The following is a 16,117-nucleotide window of genomic DNA, read 5'->3' as shown; positions in this document are numbered from 1 at the left end:
AAAAAGCACACACATAGCCATGACTCTCCCTTCCCCAGATTTTATTTCGGTTATCGTTCCAGTCTTCAATGATACGGAGCGTTTGGCACAATGCTTATTGGCCCTCGAGCAACAGACCTTTCACCAAGATTCCTATGAAGTCATAGTCGTCGATAATGCATCTGAAGATGATGTGCAGGCTGTTGTTACCCATTTCCCCCACGCCAATGTCGTGATTGAGCCTCAGCGGGGGTCCTATGCTGCCCGAAATACTGGGATTGCGATCGCAAAAGGAAACATCCTAGCGTTCACGGATGCAGACTGTATACCTGCCCCTGACTGGATTGAAAAAGGGGTTCAGAGCTTACACGATACTCCCAACTGTGGTCTAGTGGCTGGCAGAATCGAATTCAGCTATCAAAATCCACAACAGCCAAACCCCATTGAACTCTGTGATAGCGTGCTGTATTTACAGCAAGATTTGTATTTAAAACATGCCAAGTTTGGCGCTACGGCCAATGTCTTTACCTTTAAATCGGTCTTCCACAAAGTCGGTTTGTTTGATCAAACCCTGAAATCTGGTGGGGACTATGAATGGGGACAACGAGTGTTCAAGGCAGGGTATCCACAAGTCTATTCAGCAGAGGCTTTTGTCCATCACCCAGCTCGGCATTCCTTTGCACAGCTTTACCAGAAAATCCTCAGAACAACCCGAGGCCCCTATGACTTGAGCCAGTCTAGTACCTACACCTTAAAGAAATTCATCAAGGATATTGTCAGAGATGTCTTCCCCCCTTTCAAGACCTTTGCTCGGGCACGGGTAGATACGGTCCACCAGAAACTGCAGCTGTGGCTTGTGTTGACCTTTATCAAGCATTTAACGGCGCTAGAGCGGGTGAAGGCACAACTCAAATTTGGCTAGTGGTTTCTGAGAAAGGTGCCAGTCCGGGTGAACGAAAACGTGAAGCTACAGATAGCCCATGTTGAATAGAAATCGCTATAAACAGTATTTCATTTTATTGTGCGTTCTGCTTGGCATGTTCGGACTCTTAGCCTGTCAACAGGTTAGTAGCGGCTCTTCATCTGCGCTCGAGCGACGCATCTCGTCTTATCCAGTGGACTATAGCCACAGCGCCCCCACCTCTCGAGATAAATTTCTCTGGCCGTTTTCCGCCGACTCCATCTGGAATATGCCCATTGGCTCCAATGCTCAATATCAGCCCGCCCACATTAAGCCAGCTCCCCGATTGCGATCCGATGAAGAGTATTTCTTTGAATTAAAGGGCGATGATCCTCGCCAACCGGTCTATGCACCTGGTTCTTGGAGAAAGCGCTGTAAAGGCAAAAAAAAGTCCATGAAGATTTCCCTGCCTGTTCCAGATGATCTGATCGTTCCAGATGCAGGGAAAGGAAAGACCCCCAATAATGCCTCTGCATTTCTAATGCCAGACGGCAGGACATTGGTTCAGCTAGAACCTTTAGCACGCTGTAAGCCAGGCGGTCCCATCTACGGCTGGCGATATTTTCCCAATGTCGATATCTACGATGCCGGTATTGGAGGTGCTCATTTTGGATCAGGATTGTCTTCTATCGGTGGCTCCATCCGGGAAGGGGAATTAGTGGGAGACGCCCCTATTCGGCATGCTTTAAAGATTAACTTGTGGGGTAAAAAATATCTTTACTATTCCAAGGGCATCCCTGGATATCGTTGGCCAGCAGATCGCGCGGATAAGTATGCAGCTCAGCAATATGGTGGTAAGAATCCCGAGCTGGTTCAAGGCTCACTATTGGCCATTCCCCCTGATATCACTGCGTCCAGTCTGGGACTCAAAACACAACCCGCCAAAAAGCTCTTCCATGCGTTGCAAGATTATGGCGCTTACGTGGTGGATGATACGGCCTGGAATGCCCATGCCATCCCCTTGGAGCATAGTGTCCTGAAAGAGTTTCGACAGACCTACGGCTATGGGTTTAATCGCTCAGAAGGTCCTTTTTTTGAGGATGTGATGAAGTTGTTTACTAGACTTTCAGTCGTATCTAACAATACCCCTGAATCAGTGGGCGGAGGGGGCGACCCTAGAGCACCCTTGGCACCGCCCATTCACGATTAACAGCTCAATCAAGGTATTTAACAAACGAACCGTCTAGGTTAAATGAATTTGAACCCTTGATAATCGCGACGATTTCATCCGCTTGAGTGGTGATGCCATCACCATTGGTATCCAAGTATATTTCTGCCCCTATATTGCTAATACCGACAACATACTGTTGGGCAGATCCCAGAAGGATGAGGGTGTCTTTATCCTTGTTGAAGTCATTAATAAGCGCAAATTCACCTGTCTTCAAAGGGGTACTACGATTACTTTGTAAAAACTCAACTCGCCCCACTACATCAAACGTATCGGTACCTGCCCCCCCTGTCAGGCTGTCATTCCCAGAACTGCTGACCAAGACATCGCCCTGTTGCCCACCGATTAACTGATCATGGCCTTCACCACCATTTAAATGGACCGTACCTTGAAATTGGGATGCATCTAGTTTGTTATTGCTATCCCCACCACTGAGAATGACGTGCTCAATACTGTCAAGGGTATCGGTCCAGGTGCCAATCAGTTTGTTCTTAGTCAGCTCAAAGTCAATATCATCAGACTCGATCACAGTGTCAAATCCAGCTCCACCCATGAAGCGATCTTTACCAGTTCCCCCCGTCAGATGATCGTCTCCATCTCCTCCTTCCAGGGTGTCACCATAGGCTCCTCCATCTAAATAGTCATTCCCATCTCCCCCTAGCAAATGATCAGAGCTGGTATCACCAATAAGATGATCATTGCCCTTACCCCCATCGAGGGTATCTCTACCCGACCCACCAGTGATGAAATCATGTCCACCACGACCTAGGATCAGATCGTTTCCTGCTTTGCCATCCATTCGGTTGGCTTGGTCATCTCCCTCTAGGTTGTTCGAGTCGGCGTTACCGATAAATGCTGGCGGAGGAGCAACGTCAAAATCTGGAGCTAGAGGAGCACGGGGTGTTCCTCCCCCGCCGATATTGTCTAGGGCATTGTTATCGACGACATGCAAGGCCGAAAACAACTGCATATAGTCTTCATAAAAAGGACCACTGTTGTCCGTAAAACTAAAGCCATAGTGGTCAGAGAATTCTTTAGTGACCCCTTTTTCAACCGCGATGGCATGGGCATCCCATCCAGTATCATCAGCAAGATAGGCCCCATAGTCCTGAAAGGCATAGAAGAGTTTTTTACCAACTTCTGTCTGTATCCCTAATTTATCCGGTGTCATATCTGGTGGGATAGCCAGCAAGCTGCCGTTGAGCAGTTCAGGTACTGCACCCGCATAGGTTCCTGGACTAGCATGGGTATCCGCTTTGACCGCGGGCCACCGATAACCCAATCCACCACCTGGACCATCGGTATAGGAAAAATAGTTTTTAGTCCAAAGATTTACTTTCAGGGCATGGCGGATGGGATCAGAGCCAATCAATTCGCCCTTTCGAATGGTGCCGCCGATGGAGGATAACCCAGACCCCGCATGGGCTCCCTCTATACCTGTTCCATAAATATCCTCATACCGAGCAACATTCAGGGTAAAGGGTAATCGTTGGCCATAGACGAAATCGTTGTTGCGATCGCGGGTCAATGCATTCACCTGAACCAAGGTCCGACCATCAGGCATCAAGAAAGCCGCAGAATTATTGGGTGTCTTGGTATTGGTCGAATCCGCAATCCGTAAATCATTCGGAAGGGGCAGGGAAATTCCTTGATAGGCACTGCCCGTTGTTCGACCAGGTCCCCAGGTCCCATGTTTATAAAGCGGTTGTAGCGGATCATCACCCTTGAGGATATAAAAATGATCGACATCCACTGTTGCATTTTTAGCCCATTCAATCTTGGCATCAACATATTCAGCATCAGATCCAATGGGGGTATTCCAGATCGAATTGGCAGCAAAAGGCCGCTGGGTTACATCCCGTGTCGCCACAGTTCCTCCAGTGTCAGTTGTAGAGTTCGTAGATTTAGAACCTTGAAGTAACCCACTGCCTTGAATGGCTAAAAAACTAACAACTTCGCTCGTATGGGAAGTCTCCGCATCTGCAGTGGTGTCTTCTTCTACCTTGACTTCTACAGAAGTATTGTGAAGATTACGATAACGAACCCCAGCCGAATCGGATCCATCATAAGAAGCAAGAGACGCTAAAAAATTGGGGGTGGACGTAAAACCGGACAGATCAATAGATGCCCAATCATGGGTCACCGTATCTCTGGTTTGCCCAACTTGATAAGCTAGCCTTCCCCAAGTTCCCGATCCAGGCTCAATAGCTAACCACCCTACCGACTCTGATACATGACCTGAGTATTTTTTCTTCTCCTCCTCTTCCATGCCGACCTGAAAGCCAATAGCCGATGTCTTTTGTTGTCGTGTACGAACAAAATCCGAACCGTCAGCGGTTTGAACCTGGCTAAAAACGATGGGAGAATCTGAAAATTTTTGGCTAAAGTCAACGGTTTCAAATCCGCTGGTGACTAAACGATTGGTTTTCAAAGTACCAACTTCTAACTGGGTTCCATCTTCTAGAACCCAGGAACCAGCCTCCAAGACGATGAAACTAATGTTTTCGGGTACATGTCGACCATCATGATTACTAGGCTCCTGGATATAGAGTTCAAACCGATTACTTTGAATGTTGTCAATGCGAACCGTTGCTGGTTGTCCTCCATTAAAACTCAGGGTTTGGGCAAAGATAACGGGATTGATATAGTTGTGCTGAAGTTCAATTGTCTGTTTGAGATGGGTCAGTCCTGAAATTTGCCCAACTTCACCAATTGTGGCCATCGATGTGGCTGGCATCGACGCTGAAAGCTGGGATGCAAATGCAGGAGTTCCCGAACCAGTCTGCGTTGATGAGGGAGCGGAAACTTGTTCAAACACCCTGACATTTCGGAAAAAGCCATTAGCATTGGGTTGAGGGGTATCTTGATGGTTGCCAAAGGTTAAATAGGCAAACTGCCCCGTAAAAAATTCTCCGACCGGAATCCGATAAGAGAGCCAGTCCCCAGTAGCCGGATAATCATTGAACTGAGATAATCCCCAAGGTTGACTGCCATAGAGCTGAAAACTCTGGTTTGAACTCAGAACATTGTCATTATCAAAACCAATACTGTGAATCTTTCCTTGGATATTGCTTTTGAAGTCAAATTCTAGAACTGTATTTCTAGTAATCTGATAAGGTCGTCTAATTTTTTTCCAGCCATTCCCAGACAACTGCAATATATTGCCATTTGACAGTGTGGAAAAGCTAAGGTTCTGTTCTTGATAGCCACCATATGTTTTAATTAAATAATCATCAAAATTTAGCATTTTCTCTTATTTTTATATCCTCAATAATTGATCTATTTTTAGTCAGAAAATATTCCATCCCTTTTCTACAAAAGGGATATTTTTATAATCAGAGGAAAACAGCTATAGATATCAGTGAGAACTTTTACTTGAACTCACTATCTTTGTTTTTTATTTAGTGGTGACTAAGTGAAATTAGAGTAGTGACACCACAGGTCATAGACGACCACAACCTGAATAGTTTTGGATTCGTAATAGCTAATCAGCCTGATTTCTGTGATAGTAGTAGCAAAGATATTTGCTGTAGAGATACTATCTTGTATGACCTAACGCTCTCGATATCGGATATGAGTCCAGTCGGCTACGTTTTATGGATACTGATCTGACTAAGATTATTGACATTTCGAATCCCCTCAACATTTATGACTCGCGCTCACAAATATGCTCAACTAATAAAAACTCTCTTCTTCTAACTTGCTAGAGAGCACTAAAGAATCCGATGAGGACTTGCAAATATTTTGCGCCCTTTAAACTAAAACAACACAATTTTTATCCAATAAAAATTTATTGCATTTAGCAAATAGATTCTGATGTTTTAGCTTTAGAACAATCGCTAATTCTTATTTATATGATTCCCAGCCTAATTGCCGTACTGACAGAGATATCTGAAATGTCAGCATTTGATAAAAATCTAATAAAGAGATGATAAAATTACTCATTCAACATCTCACTTAATGTTTTTTCCATTGATGTAGCCCAAATTTGATAGCCTTGCCTGGATAAATGCAAATAGTCTGGCATAACGTCTTTAGAAATTGAACCATCAGGTTCCAAGAAGTTTGAACCCATATCTAAAAATCGGATTGTCGAGCCATTATCGAGCTGTCTAATTTTGCTATTAATAGCCTGAATTTTTTCTCTTTTTGGAGCATTTAATTGCTTACCTGTCGGTAAAATTCCAAGCAGCAGAATTTTTGTTTTTGGGCTTTTAGTGTGGATGGCAGCAACAATCTTCTCAATTCCTGCAGCAATCTGTTCTGAACCATAACCATCTTGCCAGAGATTATTGACACCAATATTGAGAACAACCAACTGGGGCTGGATCTGATCAAATAAGCCATTGTTTATTCGCCAGAGAACTTGTTGGGTACGATCGCCACCAATACCAAAATTGACCGCATCAAGTTTGCCATAGTGTTTCTGCCAGAGCTTTTTATGTTTTTGCCATCCCCGAGTAATCGAATCTCCCAGAAAGACAACATTGATTTCGCGTTTCTGAGTTTGTTGGAGATGTTGTTGGTGAAGCTTTTGCCAGGCTTGGGGAAACTTTGGGTAGTGACCCGGTGTAGGAACCGTAGGATTTTGCTGTTTCTTAACAACAGTGGAATCTTGCTGGTTTGGAGCAGACGCTTGTTCAAGCTTCCCGGCAATATTTTTCACATTAGTGCCAGTCAACTTGACTTCATCTAACCAAGCTTCTCCTTCACCTTCTATTAGGAGCACAATGCCAAACTTATGGGTCTTGGGCGGTAAGGTCACCTCCTGAGAGAAGGAACTCCAGTCTTGGGTATTGTGGAGATACTGGACTTGCCGGAATTGGAGGGGACGCGATTTTTTAGAGAAGGACTGAATCGCAACATTGACCTTGACCCTTCCAGTTGATTTGGCAAAACCACTGATAGTGAAAGATTGATTGGGTGAACCTTGGATCAGTTGAAAGGCTTGTCCTTTTGCCGGGCCAGAAGTACTGGCTACTTTTAAGGCCGCAGGCCCCTGTTTAAAGATTTGAGTATCCCGTGTAACAGATATCTTGCCTTTGCCCACCCACTGCTGATGCCAATAGTTTGGGACAGTCGTTCCCTGGGTCATGGCACCATTCCGTAGTGTGATAGATTGCCTGGCCTTATTTTTTTGAGAGGGAGACTTTTGTGCCTGAGAAGATTGCAGCGATATGCAGCCTGCTAGGGAAATAAATGCAAGGATCAGCGTGGCTCCGATTGCTCTTTGTCGATCCATGATGGGCTGCCCATTGTTTTGCTGTTAGATTTTCACATCTCTGAGGGTTGAATTGGCGTAACCCAGATTACTCAAGCATCCGTAAGCTAGGTTAGGCTCGGTAGTGGGAATGCGATCGCAACTCCAAAAAACAGCGCACACAATTCTCGTAGTTCAGGTAATGAACTTGCCCTGGATAAAATGCTATTACTCTAAACATGCTTATTATTCAGGTCCTGCATTTTTTTTGTTAAAGTCCACCTAAATAAGAGACCTGCTTTCGTATTCGGGATGTGGGCAGCGAGGGCTGCAATAAGTTGCTCAGAACTCAGTTGAGCCGAATTATTTAATGTTTGTTCTGTAATATAGTCGGCCATGGGGCCAATATGGATCGCTAGCTCTGCTTTACACTGTTTGATCAACACATGATCAATTCCAGCACCACCTAATTTTGGAGTTTTGATTCTTTCTTTATCTCGATCTGATTGAGAAAACTGTTTATTTGGGAAAGTGGGCTTTGTAAAAGCGGGTGACCACTGATAGGTTGTAGGTCTCACTTGTTGTGGATTTACCGTGAATTTCAAAGACTTGCTCGATTGGGCTTGAGTCTCTTGATTGGGACGAAAACGACGCCAAGCCATAAAGTACAAGGGAAATTCAATCAGTATGTATTGTCGTCCCTGAGAAAGTGACTCTTCACAAAACTCAATTGCTATTTGACGCAATGATTGGGCAAATGCAGGGCCAGGTCTAAACCATCTCCCTCGAATCATGAGTGAAGCAGATTGATCCGTCAATATGCCCCGCGCCATTAAATTCGCTGACTGGATAATATACATCTTATCCCCCCTGAATTATCCTTAGCCCTACAAATACGGGGTCTGTAGTTCTTTTGACAATTTAGCCCTTAGCGCTCATTGAATAAAAAACCCTAAGAACCTTATCTTAAGCATCCCATAATTTCCCAATAGATATTGAAAATTTACTAATCTTGAGTTCAAGTGAAGCTGTCTAAAAAAGCCTTCTTCAAGAGATTTTAAAGATAGGGAGGTGTTGAGCTATATCGATATAAGCAGCAAGGGCGAGATTCCAAACCAGGTACCAAATCTTGTCATCAGAATGTAGCTTAAACTGTTAAATGGTCTACTCAACAGGAAAAATAACTCAATAATCTTCCATTCCCTAAGCTGTAAAAACATGGTGGTGGATTGTTTTTTAAACTGGTATATTTTCTAGCTATCTTCTACCTAGATATCACGAAAAGCTAAGGCCAAAAAACAAGGTTTCAATCTTATCTTTAGATATAGATTTTTAAACTTATACAAAAAAACGGCGTTGATGCTATGGAATAGACGAGTGTTACCGCTGATGCCGTGAGAAGATCTGTGGCAAATTAAATACAAGAGCTCCAAACACAGCGCTTGCCCATCGTAACTGAATGTTGGCAATATGAAGATCAGGCATTCGTAAAATGTCCACAACATTCTACCTACACTCACCCATCGGTTTTACCCTAGACGATCTAAATGCCATTCAAATTGGTTGGAACGAGTGGCAAGAACAGATCCAGGGAATCAAGCACCATTATCCCGACGGGTCCCTTAACTCAACCCATACCTTTAAAACTGTTGAACATAATTCCATCCCAGGTGAGGTGCAGTTAACGATATCTGGGTGCCAGACCTACTTTGAGAAAAAGTTGTTTGAAGATAGTTTTCCAGACCCTGTCATCGCACAAGTGCTACAGTTTCCACTATCCGTCAGAAAATATCTTGAGCTTGGTTATTCAACTGCCAGTTCCCCCGTCCAATGGCATACTTTTTTCTCAGAACGTGAGCAAAAAGCAATCGAGAAAGCCAAGGTTCTCTGGCCTAAGTCTATCTTTGAGAAAATCGACCTGAGATTCTCTTTTTCCAATCAACGACCCGCATTAAGGGTTAAGGCAAACTCCGAGCGGTGGATCCAATGCCCATATTGTGGTGTTCAGTTTTGGTTAGACGATAAAAATGCATTCGCCAACGACCGACATCAGCGATGCCAACAATCCCTTTTAATAATTTCCTAAATCCCGGAATTCTGCCTATACATGCTCATTCCCTGTTCAACCCTTCAGAAAATGACAAAACTCTTTGATCAACAGTGCCCCAGCTATTTCATCAACTGCAACTCGCTTTTTGAACTGCCCAAATTAGATTGACGAATAAGAGATGTGGAATCAACGTTACGCTAACGACGACTATATTTATGGAACGGAACCGAATTCCTTCCTGGCTGAACATGCAGACATGCTCAGTAACCCAATCTTATCCTTAGCTGAAGGAGAAGGACGGAATGCTGTATTTCTAGCCTCATTAGGATTTTCAGTCCTTGGCATTGATGGCTCAGAAGTGGGCCTTGCCAAAGCCCTCAAGTTGGCTCAAGCCAAAGGCGTAGACATCCAAACAGAAGTGGCTGATCTTGGCCTGTTTGAACCACCAGCACATCATTACGGATCGGTTATTTCAATCTCAGCCCATCTTCCCAGCACAATTCGCAACAGGCTTTACCCATTAGTGGAGCAATGCCTAAAACCCAACGGTATCATCCTGTTAGAGGCCTACTCAGAAAACCAAATTACTCGCGACACAGGCGGTCCAAAAGACCTTGATATGTTGATGACCTGTGCCAAAGTTGAACGTGAATTCCCCAACTGCGAACCCATACTCATGAGGGAACTGGAACGCGAAGTCCTTGAAGGGAAATATCACACCGGTATGGCCTCCGTCGTCCAGTTCATCGCCAGAAAGAGTGCTTAAATTACCAATACCAACTTCAAACTTGATAACTGAGTTAGCTCTCTCAGATTTTTTGTAGAACAATTCGGGTCCAAGTCACATTTCTCTTGCCTTTGACCAAGCTGGGCTGGTTTCCCAATACCTGTAGCGGCTTCAAATTCACTCTTTCTGCATCTCGCACTGTTTCCTGTCCATCCGTAGGAAATATATGTGTGCCTACTCCAGCAGGATCATGACGCAGAGAAAGAGCAAAAATTCCTGTGGGTCTCAGCAAATCAGCAATGCGCGATAAGGTAATCCTGCGTTCATGCTGATCGAGATGATGCCACACGGCTGAGGCTAGAACAAAGTCAAACCCTTCATTTCGATCTCCAAGGCTGGGCAAGAATGGGAACGAGTCATTGATCCACTCAATGCTTGTACCATAGAGTTTTTGTGCAGCCGATAGAAATTCGCTAGTGGGTTCTACTGCAACTACGGTATGTCCCATATCGGCAAGCGCAGCAGCATCCCGGCCAATCCCTGAGCCAACATCCAGTACATTGGATGAATCTGTGGGGATGAACTTAAGGAAAGATTGATGCAGGTCTTGAAATGCGATTTTATGAGTCGCTGTCATAAACCGCTCGGTCGCTGCCGAATATCCCTCAGTTCCTTTGACCTGCAACATACTCGTTACGATCTCATTTCTACGCGCTTCACTTTCACTGTAGATTCCGTTCCTTTCAAGCTGCTTGGTTCTGAGACGTCTTCTGGGGAATAGCCTGAATGGCTCTGACTAGCTCTTCGACTTGAATGGGTTTACTAATATAAGCATTCATTCCAGCATCTAAGCATCTTTGTCGGTCCCCTTGCATTGCATTAGCCGTCAACGCAATAATATAGGGTCTTTCAGCCTCCGAATACTCCTCACAAATCTGACGAGCAGCGGTCAACCCATCCATTTCGGGCATCTGCATATCCATCAGAATTAAATCATAAGGTTGTCGATGTAGGGCATCTAAAGCTTCCAATCCATTTTGAACAACATCAGCCCGGTATCCCATTTTCTGTAACAGCAGCAGTACTAATTTTTGGTTCACAACCACATCTTCAGCCACTAATATCTTTAAGGGGAATTGCTGAGCTAACTCTTCATCAATCTTAGGGGCAGTGGATTGAGGCACTTTCCTAGAGAGTTCTGGTGCTGCAAATACGTCCAGTAATGATTGTCGTAATAGTTTTGGCTTAATTGGTTTATGGCATCGAGCTTGAAAGAGCAATTTATTTTCAGCTTTCAGTTTTGAATCAATCACCGTGGACAATACAATCAAAGGCATTGAGGCTAAGGCCGATCGATTCCGAATTTCTTGGGCCAAAACGCCTCCATCCTTTTGAGGCATTTGCCAATCAATGATGGCAACATCAAAAGGCTCCGGCACATTCTGCAACATTTTAAGGGCGTCCTCCACCGAGTTTGCCGATTTTGGTTTCATTCCCCAGTCAATGGTTTGTTGGGTGAGCAGTCTTCGACTAGTTACATTGTCATCAACAATTAAGACTCGTTTGTTGGCGAGTGCTGGAGTCCGGGTTTCGGCTGCCAATCCTGCTGACTCTGGCTTGACTTGTAGTTGCACCGTAAAGGCAAAGCTAGAGCCCTTCCCAACCTCACTTCTAACCCACATTCGTCCCCCCATCAGTTCACATAAGTGTTTACTGATCGTGAGCGCCAAGCCTGTCCCCCCATACTGCCGAGTAATGGATGAGTCAACTTGGCTAAAAGAGTCAAACAAACGACTCATATTGTCCGGTGGTATCCCAATCCCCGTATCATTCACCGCAATTTCCACTTCAAAGTGCTGAACCTCTTCGGCAATTTTTTGAGGATCTAAAGCACAAACATGTTGTATTTCACGGGCACCAACGGCTACCGTCACCTCTCCCACATTTGTAAACTTAATGGCATTCCCTATCAAGTTGACCAGAATTTGACGTAACCGAGTTGGGTCCCCCTCTACCTGTTCTGTGATGTCGGCATGCCAAAGGTAATTGAGTTCCAACTGCTTTTGCGCCGCTTTCACTGCCAATAAATCTAAGGCTTCTTCAATGCAGGTTCGTAAGTTGAAGGAACATTCCTCTAAATCAAGCTTTCCTGCTTCAATTTTGGAGAAATCGAGAATATCGTTGATAATTACCATCAACGAATCCCCACAGTTCTGAATCGTTTCCACAAAGTTGCGTTGCTCAGACTGTAGTTCTGTATCTAATAACAACCCTGCCATCCCCAAAGCCCCATTCATAGGGGTTTTAATTTCGTGGCTCATATTGGCGAGGAACTCACTCTTGGCTTGGACAGCCTCTTCTGCGGCTTTTCGAGCTTCTTTCAAGAGTCGGTTATTTTCTCGTTCTTGCTTCAATAAATAGGCCTGATTAATGGCAATTTTTTCTCCCTGCATCAGCAGGGACTGGGTTGTCTCTAACTCTTGCAGTGCCTGCTGTAAATCGGCGGCCTGTTGTTGAGTTTGCTTTAAGAGTTCTGCTTGTTGGAGGGCTACGCCCAATTGATTTCCAACTTGGGCCAATAAGGATGCTTCATCCTCCTGCCAGTAACGGGGTCTTGCGCTTTGGTAGGCAATTAATAATCCCCAAAACTTATCTCCCAACACAATGGGGACAAAGGTTTCATGACGGGGATAAGTCCCTTCTTTGTCTAACTTTGCCAATACGGTTTCTACAGGAGCTTGAGGATTCAGATTAGGCGCCCATCCATCCACAATGGAATCCGCCACAAAGGAGCCACTCCAATCTGAATTGAACCGATAAATAGCCACCCGGTCCACTCCTAGCAATTGACGAACTTCAACCGTTGTCGTCTGAAAAATATCATCAATATTCAGAGATTGCCTGATTTTATCAATCGTTTTGGCTAAAGACTTTTGCCGTTCAGCTGCTTGATTAAGTTGAGCTGTTTTTTCTTTGAGTTCTTGGAGGTAATTTCCCTGTTGTAAGGCCACGCCAAGTTGGGCTGCGACCTGCGTCAATAAACTAATCTCATCCTGGGACCAATGCCGAGACTTAGAATTTTGAAATGCACCAAACAACCCCCATAGCTGTTCGCCTAAAAAGATGGGGGCCAAAGCACAAGCTTTGACATCTAAGGTTTCCCATAACTTGAGTTGATACTTTGCCAGGTCAGCTGCATAAATATCATCAATAATATCAATTTCATGATTAACGAAATTCCCCCCCTGGGAAGCTTGCAAATATGCATCTTCGATGGGCGGGATATTTCCAACTAAAGGAGAACAACCATACTTAAAGGATTCGGCAATAAACGAGTAACCCCAACTAGAATTGAACTGGGCAATGGCAATTCGATCTACGTTGATCAGTTTTAAGACTTCTTCTGTAGCCGTCTGAAAAACAACATCCGTATCTAGAGATTGCCGCACCTTATCAATGGTGTCTACTAATACTTTTTGATGCTCCGTCGTTTTTTTGAGTTCTATACTCTGTTGGTAGACTTGATCAACTGAAGCAGCCTGGGTAAGAGCAGCACTCAGTTGTTCACTAATTTGCTGGCAATATCTCAGATCATCCTCTAACCATTCTCGAATATTTGCACATTGATGAATGACTAGACATCCCCAAAGAGAATTCTCTTGGGATAACGGTAATAACAAGAGAGTTTTTACGTCGAAATGCTGTAGGTGAGCTTTAAAGCTTCCTTCTTCTAGAGTGGTATCGATATTTGAAATGACCTGCGGGGTCTGTTCTCGAACGAGGTTTGCGAGTTGCTGGCAATAGTTGCGATCGCAAGTGGGTTCCGTCAATATTGACGTCCTGCCTTCCCTGACTTGTTCAGCAATATATTCCCCTTGCCTCAATTGGTTTGATTTAAATTGAAAGACTGCCACCCGATCCACATCCAGTAGATGCTGTAATTCCACCGTTGCCGAGCGAATCAGGGCATCAATTCCCAAGGATTGATGGATCTTACCAAAGGTTTCCGTTAAACGTTTCTCTCGCTCTAATGCAGCAGAAAGTTGATGAGTTCTAACTTTTTCTTCTTGAATCAACTCTGCTTGAGAAACGGCAACTCCAAAATGCTCTGCTAAATTCTGAACAAACTGAATGTCCTCTTGCTGCCATTCACGGGGGGTATGACATTGATGGACACATAACAACCCCCAAAGATATTTTTCTTGCAAGACAGGAACCACTAAATTGGCCCTGATCTGCAATTTTCTTAAAATATCAGCATGACACTCGCTAATTTCACCTGACTCAACATCCGCTAGAGCTTGGTATCTTCCTTGTCGATAGGCAGCCACAAAGCGATCGCCAAAATAGTGGTCACAAGCTGGTTGCCCCAGTATGGATGAACAATTACTAGCAACAGATTGAGCCACAAATGCCCCGCGAGATTGATTGTCTCGCTCCAGCTGAAACACTGCTACGCGATCTGCATTTAGAACAGTTCGTGCCTCTTCAGCCGTCGCCTCCAAAATAGCCGTTAAGTCTAGTAATTTCCGAATCCGGCTGATACTGCTCGAAAGGGTTTGCAAGCGTCGAGCATAATGAACAGCATCCTGACCATCATCCAATTTTGAGGAGGAAGAAATGTTATGCAATGCCGGTCCAAATACCTGCTCATTACTCTCTGGTGCCAGATCTAGGGAAATCCCTTTAGGGTCTTTCATGTGCAGTGTCTATCCAAGGATACCGGAATGGAGAAAACTTCAATCCCTACCTATTAAAAACAGTAGAAAAAGCAAATAAAGTCTCGTTTAATACACCTTAGTTTTCCCAGCAGCAAAAGAGTTCGATCAATAACAATTGGATTACCCAAAACTCCCAGTTTGTCGCCGAAAAAACACTAGCCATAGATCGATCTATCAGTAGAAATATTTATCCTACACAAGCAGACTATCACCACATCAACAAAGCAAACAGAATCCATTAAGATCGCAATTAAATTCCCCAATAGCCTACTAAAATACAAGATCAATAATCCTATTTAATTACCAGAATCACAACTTTATCTACTATCATAAAATCGATATTTAGTTGCACCAGCGCAGCATAAAAGTCCTCAGCCAGATATTGTTATTTACCAAACAAACTAGAAGATATCAATTGATATATAAAGACCAGACTAAAATCATTTACACTGAGGTCTAATTGCCAAAGGATTTGCCTGTTCCATGGCCACTATTCACTGTCTAGACCATTCATTTACCAATATTGAAGCCATCGTTTTTGACAAAGACGGTACTTTAGCCAACGTCGAATCCTATTTAATGAGCTTGGGACAGATCCGGTCTCGCTTGATAGAGGCAAAAGTTCCAGCCGTTCAGGCACCGATATTACTCGCTTTTGGCCTAAAGGAGACCTATATCAACCCTGCTGGCTTACTCGCCGTGGGGAGTCGTTATGAGAATCAAATTGCTGCTGCAGCCTCTGTCGCATCAACTGGATACAACTGGTTAGAGGCACTAGAAGTGGTTGAATCCGCTTTTGACGAAGCCGATACCTATTTAATACCGAAAGCAGAGCATACTCCTTTACTCGCCCACACTTTAGAAGCCTTGACGACCTTATCTAAGGCAGGGGTGAAGCAGGGAATTTTATCTGCAGACAGTAGCAAAAATGTCCAAGCGTTCCTAGATACCTATCACCTGCAGGAGCTATTTCAAGCCGCCCAAGGAGTTGACGGATCGATTTCGAAACCCGATCCCTCCCTCTTCATTAATATTTGCGCTCAAATGCAGACCGCCCCTAACCGAACCTTAATGATTGGGGATGCACCTGTGGATATGAAAATGGCAAAATCTGCCCATGCGGCAGGTTGCATATACGTCAAATGGGGATGGCATCATCCAGTCTCCACTCATCTCGCCGATGTTTCCTTAGAAAGGTGGCAGCAGCTCTCCATCAGCCCATAAAATCATGCTCTGTTTGCGATTGTAGGATTCTAGCAATCCCCTCAAAGTCTATTCAGGAGAGAATGCTATAATTCTCTGGACTCACAG

The 16,117-nt window shown here is 44.4% G+C and carries 10 protein-coding genes; 5 read left to right on the top strand and 5 right to left on the bottom strand.

Going from position 1 to position 16,117, the window contains the following annotated elements:
• The first annotated feature begins 19 nt into the window (after positions 1–19).
• Entirely contained in the window at positions 20–901 is an 882-nt protein-coding gene (locus tag AM1_RS25840; protein ID WP_012165875.1) for a glycosyltransferase, read from the top strand.
• A gap of 115 nt (positions 902–1,016) precedes the next feature.
• Complete coding sequence (locus AM1_RS25835) at positions 1,017–2,090, top strand: hypothetical protein (protein WP_238549083.1); 1,074 nt, start codon at positions 1,017–1,019, stop codon at positions 2,088–2,090.
• Positions 2,091–2,094: 4 nt separating this feature from the next.
• Here the strand turns inward: AM1_RS25835 and AM1_RS25830 are convergent, their stop codons facing one another.
• From AM1_RS25830 to AM1_RS25820, 3 genes are all read right to left on the bottom strand, one after another.
• On the bottom strand, positions 2,095–5,355 hold the full coding sequence (locus AM1_RS25830) for a calcium-binding protein (protein ID WP_063710539.1): 3,261 nt from the start codon (positions 5,353–5,355) through the stop codon (positions 2,095–2,097).
• Positions 5,356–6,045: 690 nt separating this feature from the next.
• Positions 6,046–7,350: a GDSL-type esterase/lipase family protein gene (locus AM1_RS25825; RefSeq protein WP_012165872.1), complete on the bottom strand. Its 1,305-nt coding sequence runs from the start codon at positions 7,348–7,350 to the stop codon at positions 6,046–6,048.
• 191 nt (positions 7,351–7,541) lie between these two features.
• Entirely contained in the window at positions 7,542–8,168 is a 627-nt protein-coding gene (locus AM1_RS25820; RefSeq protein ID WP_012165870.1) for a hypothetical protein, read from the bottom strand.
• Positions 8,169–8,800: 632 nt separating this feature from the next.
• Between AM1_RS25820 and AM1_RS25815 the strand changes: the two genes are divergently transcribed.
• Positions 8,801–9,394, top strand: coding sequence for a hypothetical protein (locus tag AM1_RS25815; RefSeq protein ID WP_012165869.1), 594 nt, complete (start codon positions 8,801–8,803; stop codon positions 9,392–9,394).
• 142 nt (positions 9,395–9,536) lie between these two features.
• Complete coding sequence (locus AM1_RS25810; RefSeq protein ID WP_012165868.1) at positions 9,537–10,124, top strand: class I SAM-dependent methyltransferase; 588 nt, start codon at positions 9,537–9,539, stop codon at positions 10,122–10,124.
• A 43-nt stretch (positions 10,125–10,167) separates the two neighbouring features.
• Here AM1_RS25810 and AM1_RS25805 read toward each other — a convergent pair whose 3' ends face one another.
• Positions 10,168–10,773: a class I SAM-dependent methyltransferase gene (locus AM1_RS25805; RefSeq protein ID WP_012165867.1), complete on the bottom strand. Its 606-nt coding sequence runs from the start codon at positions 10,771–10,773 to the stop codon at positions 10,168–10,170.
• Between the two features lie 55 nt (positions 10,774–10,828).
• A complete protein-coding gene (locus tag AM1_RS25800) occupies positions 10,829–14,785 on the bottom strand; it encodes a GAF domain-containing protein (protein WP_012165866.1) in 3,957 nt (1,318 codons plus the stop codon).
• A 504-nt stretch (positions 14,786–15,289) separates the two neighbouring features.
• On the opposite strand from AM1_RS25800, the gene AM1_RS25795 reads away from it, so the two are divergent.
• The gene (locus tag AM1_RS25795) at positions 15,290–16,030 is read left to right on the top strand and encodes an HAD family hydrolase (protein ID WP_012165865.1); all 741 of its coding nucleotides are present in this window, start codon (positions 15,290–15,292) and stop codon (positions 16,028–16,030) included.
• The last annotated feature ends 87 nt before the right edge of the window (positions 16,031–16,117 follow it).

Origin of the sequence: Acaryochloris marina MBIC11017 (genome assembly GCF_000018105.1) — a bacterium.
GTDB lineage: Bacteria > Cyanobacteriota > Cyanobacteriia > Thermosynechococcales > Thermosynechococcaceae > Acaryochloris > Acaryochloris marina.
The sequence above is the reverse complement of the archived record's forward strand: the minus strand, read 5'-3'. Positions and strand labels throughout refer to the sequence as shown.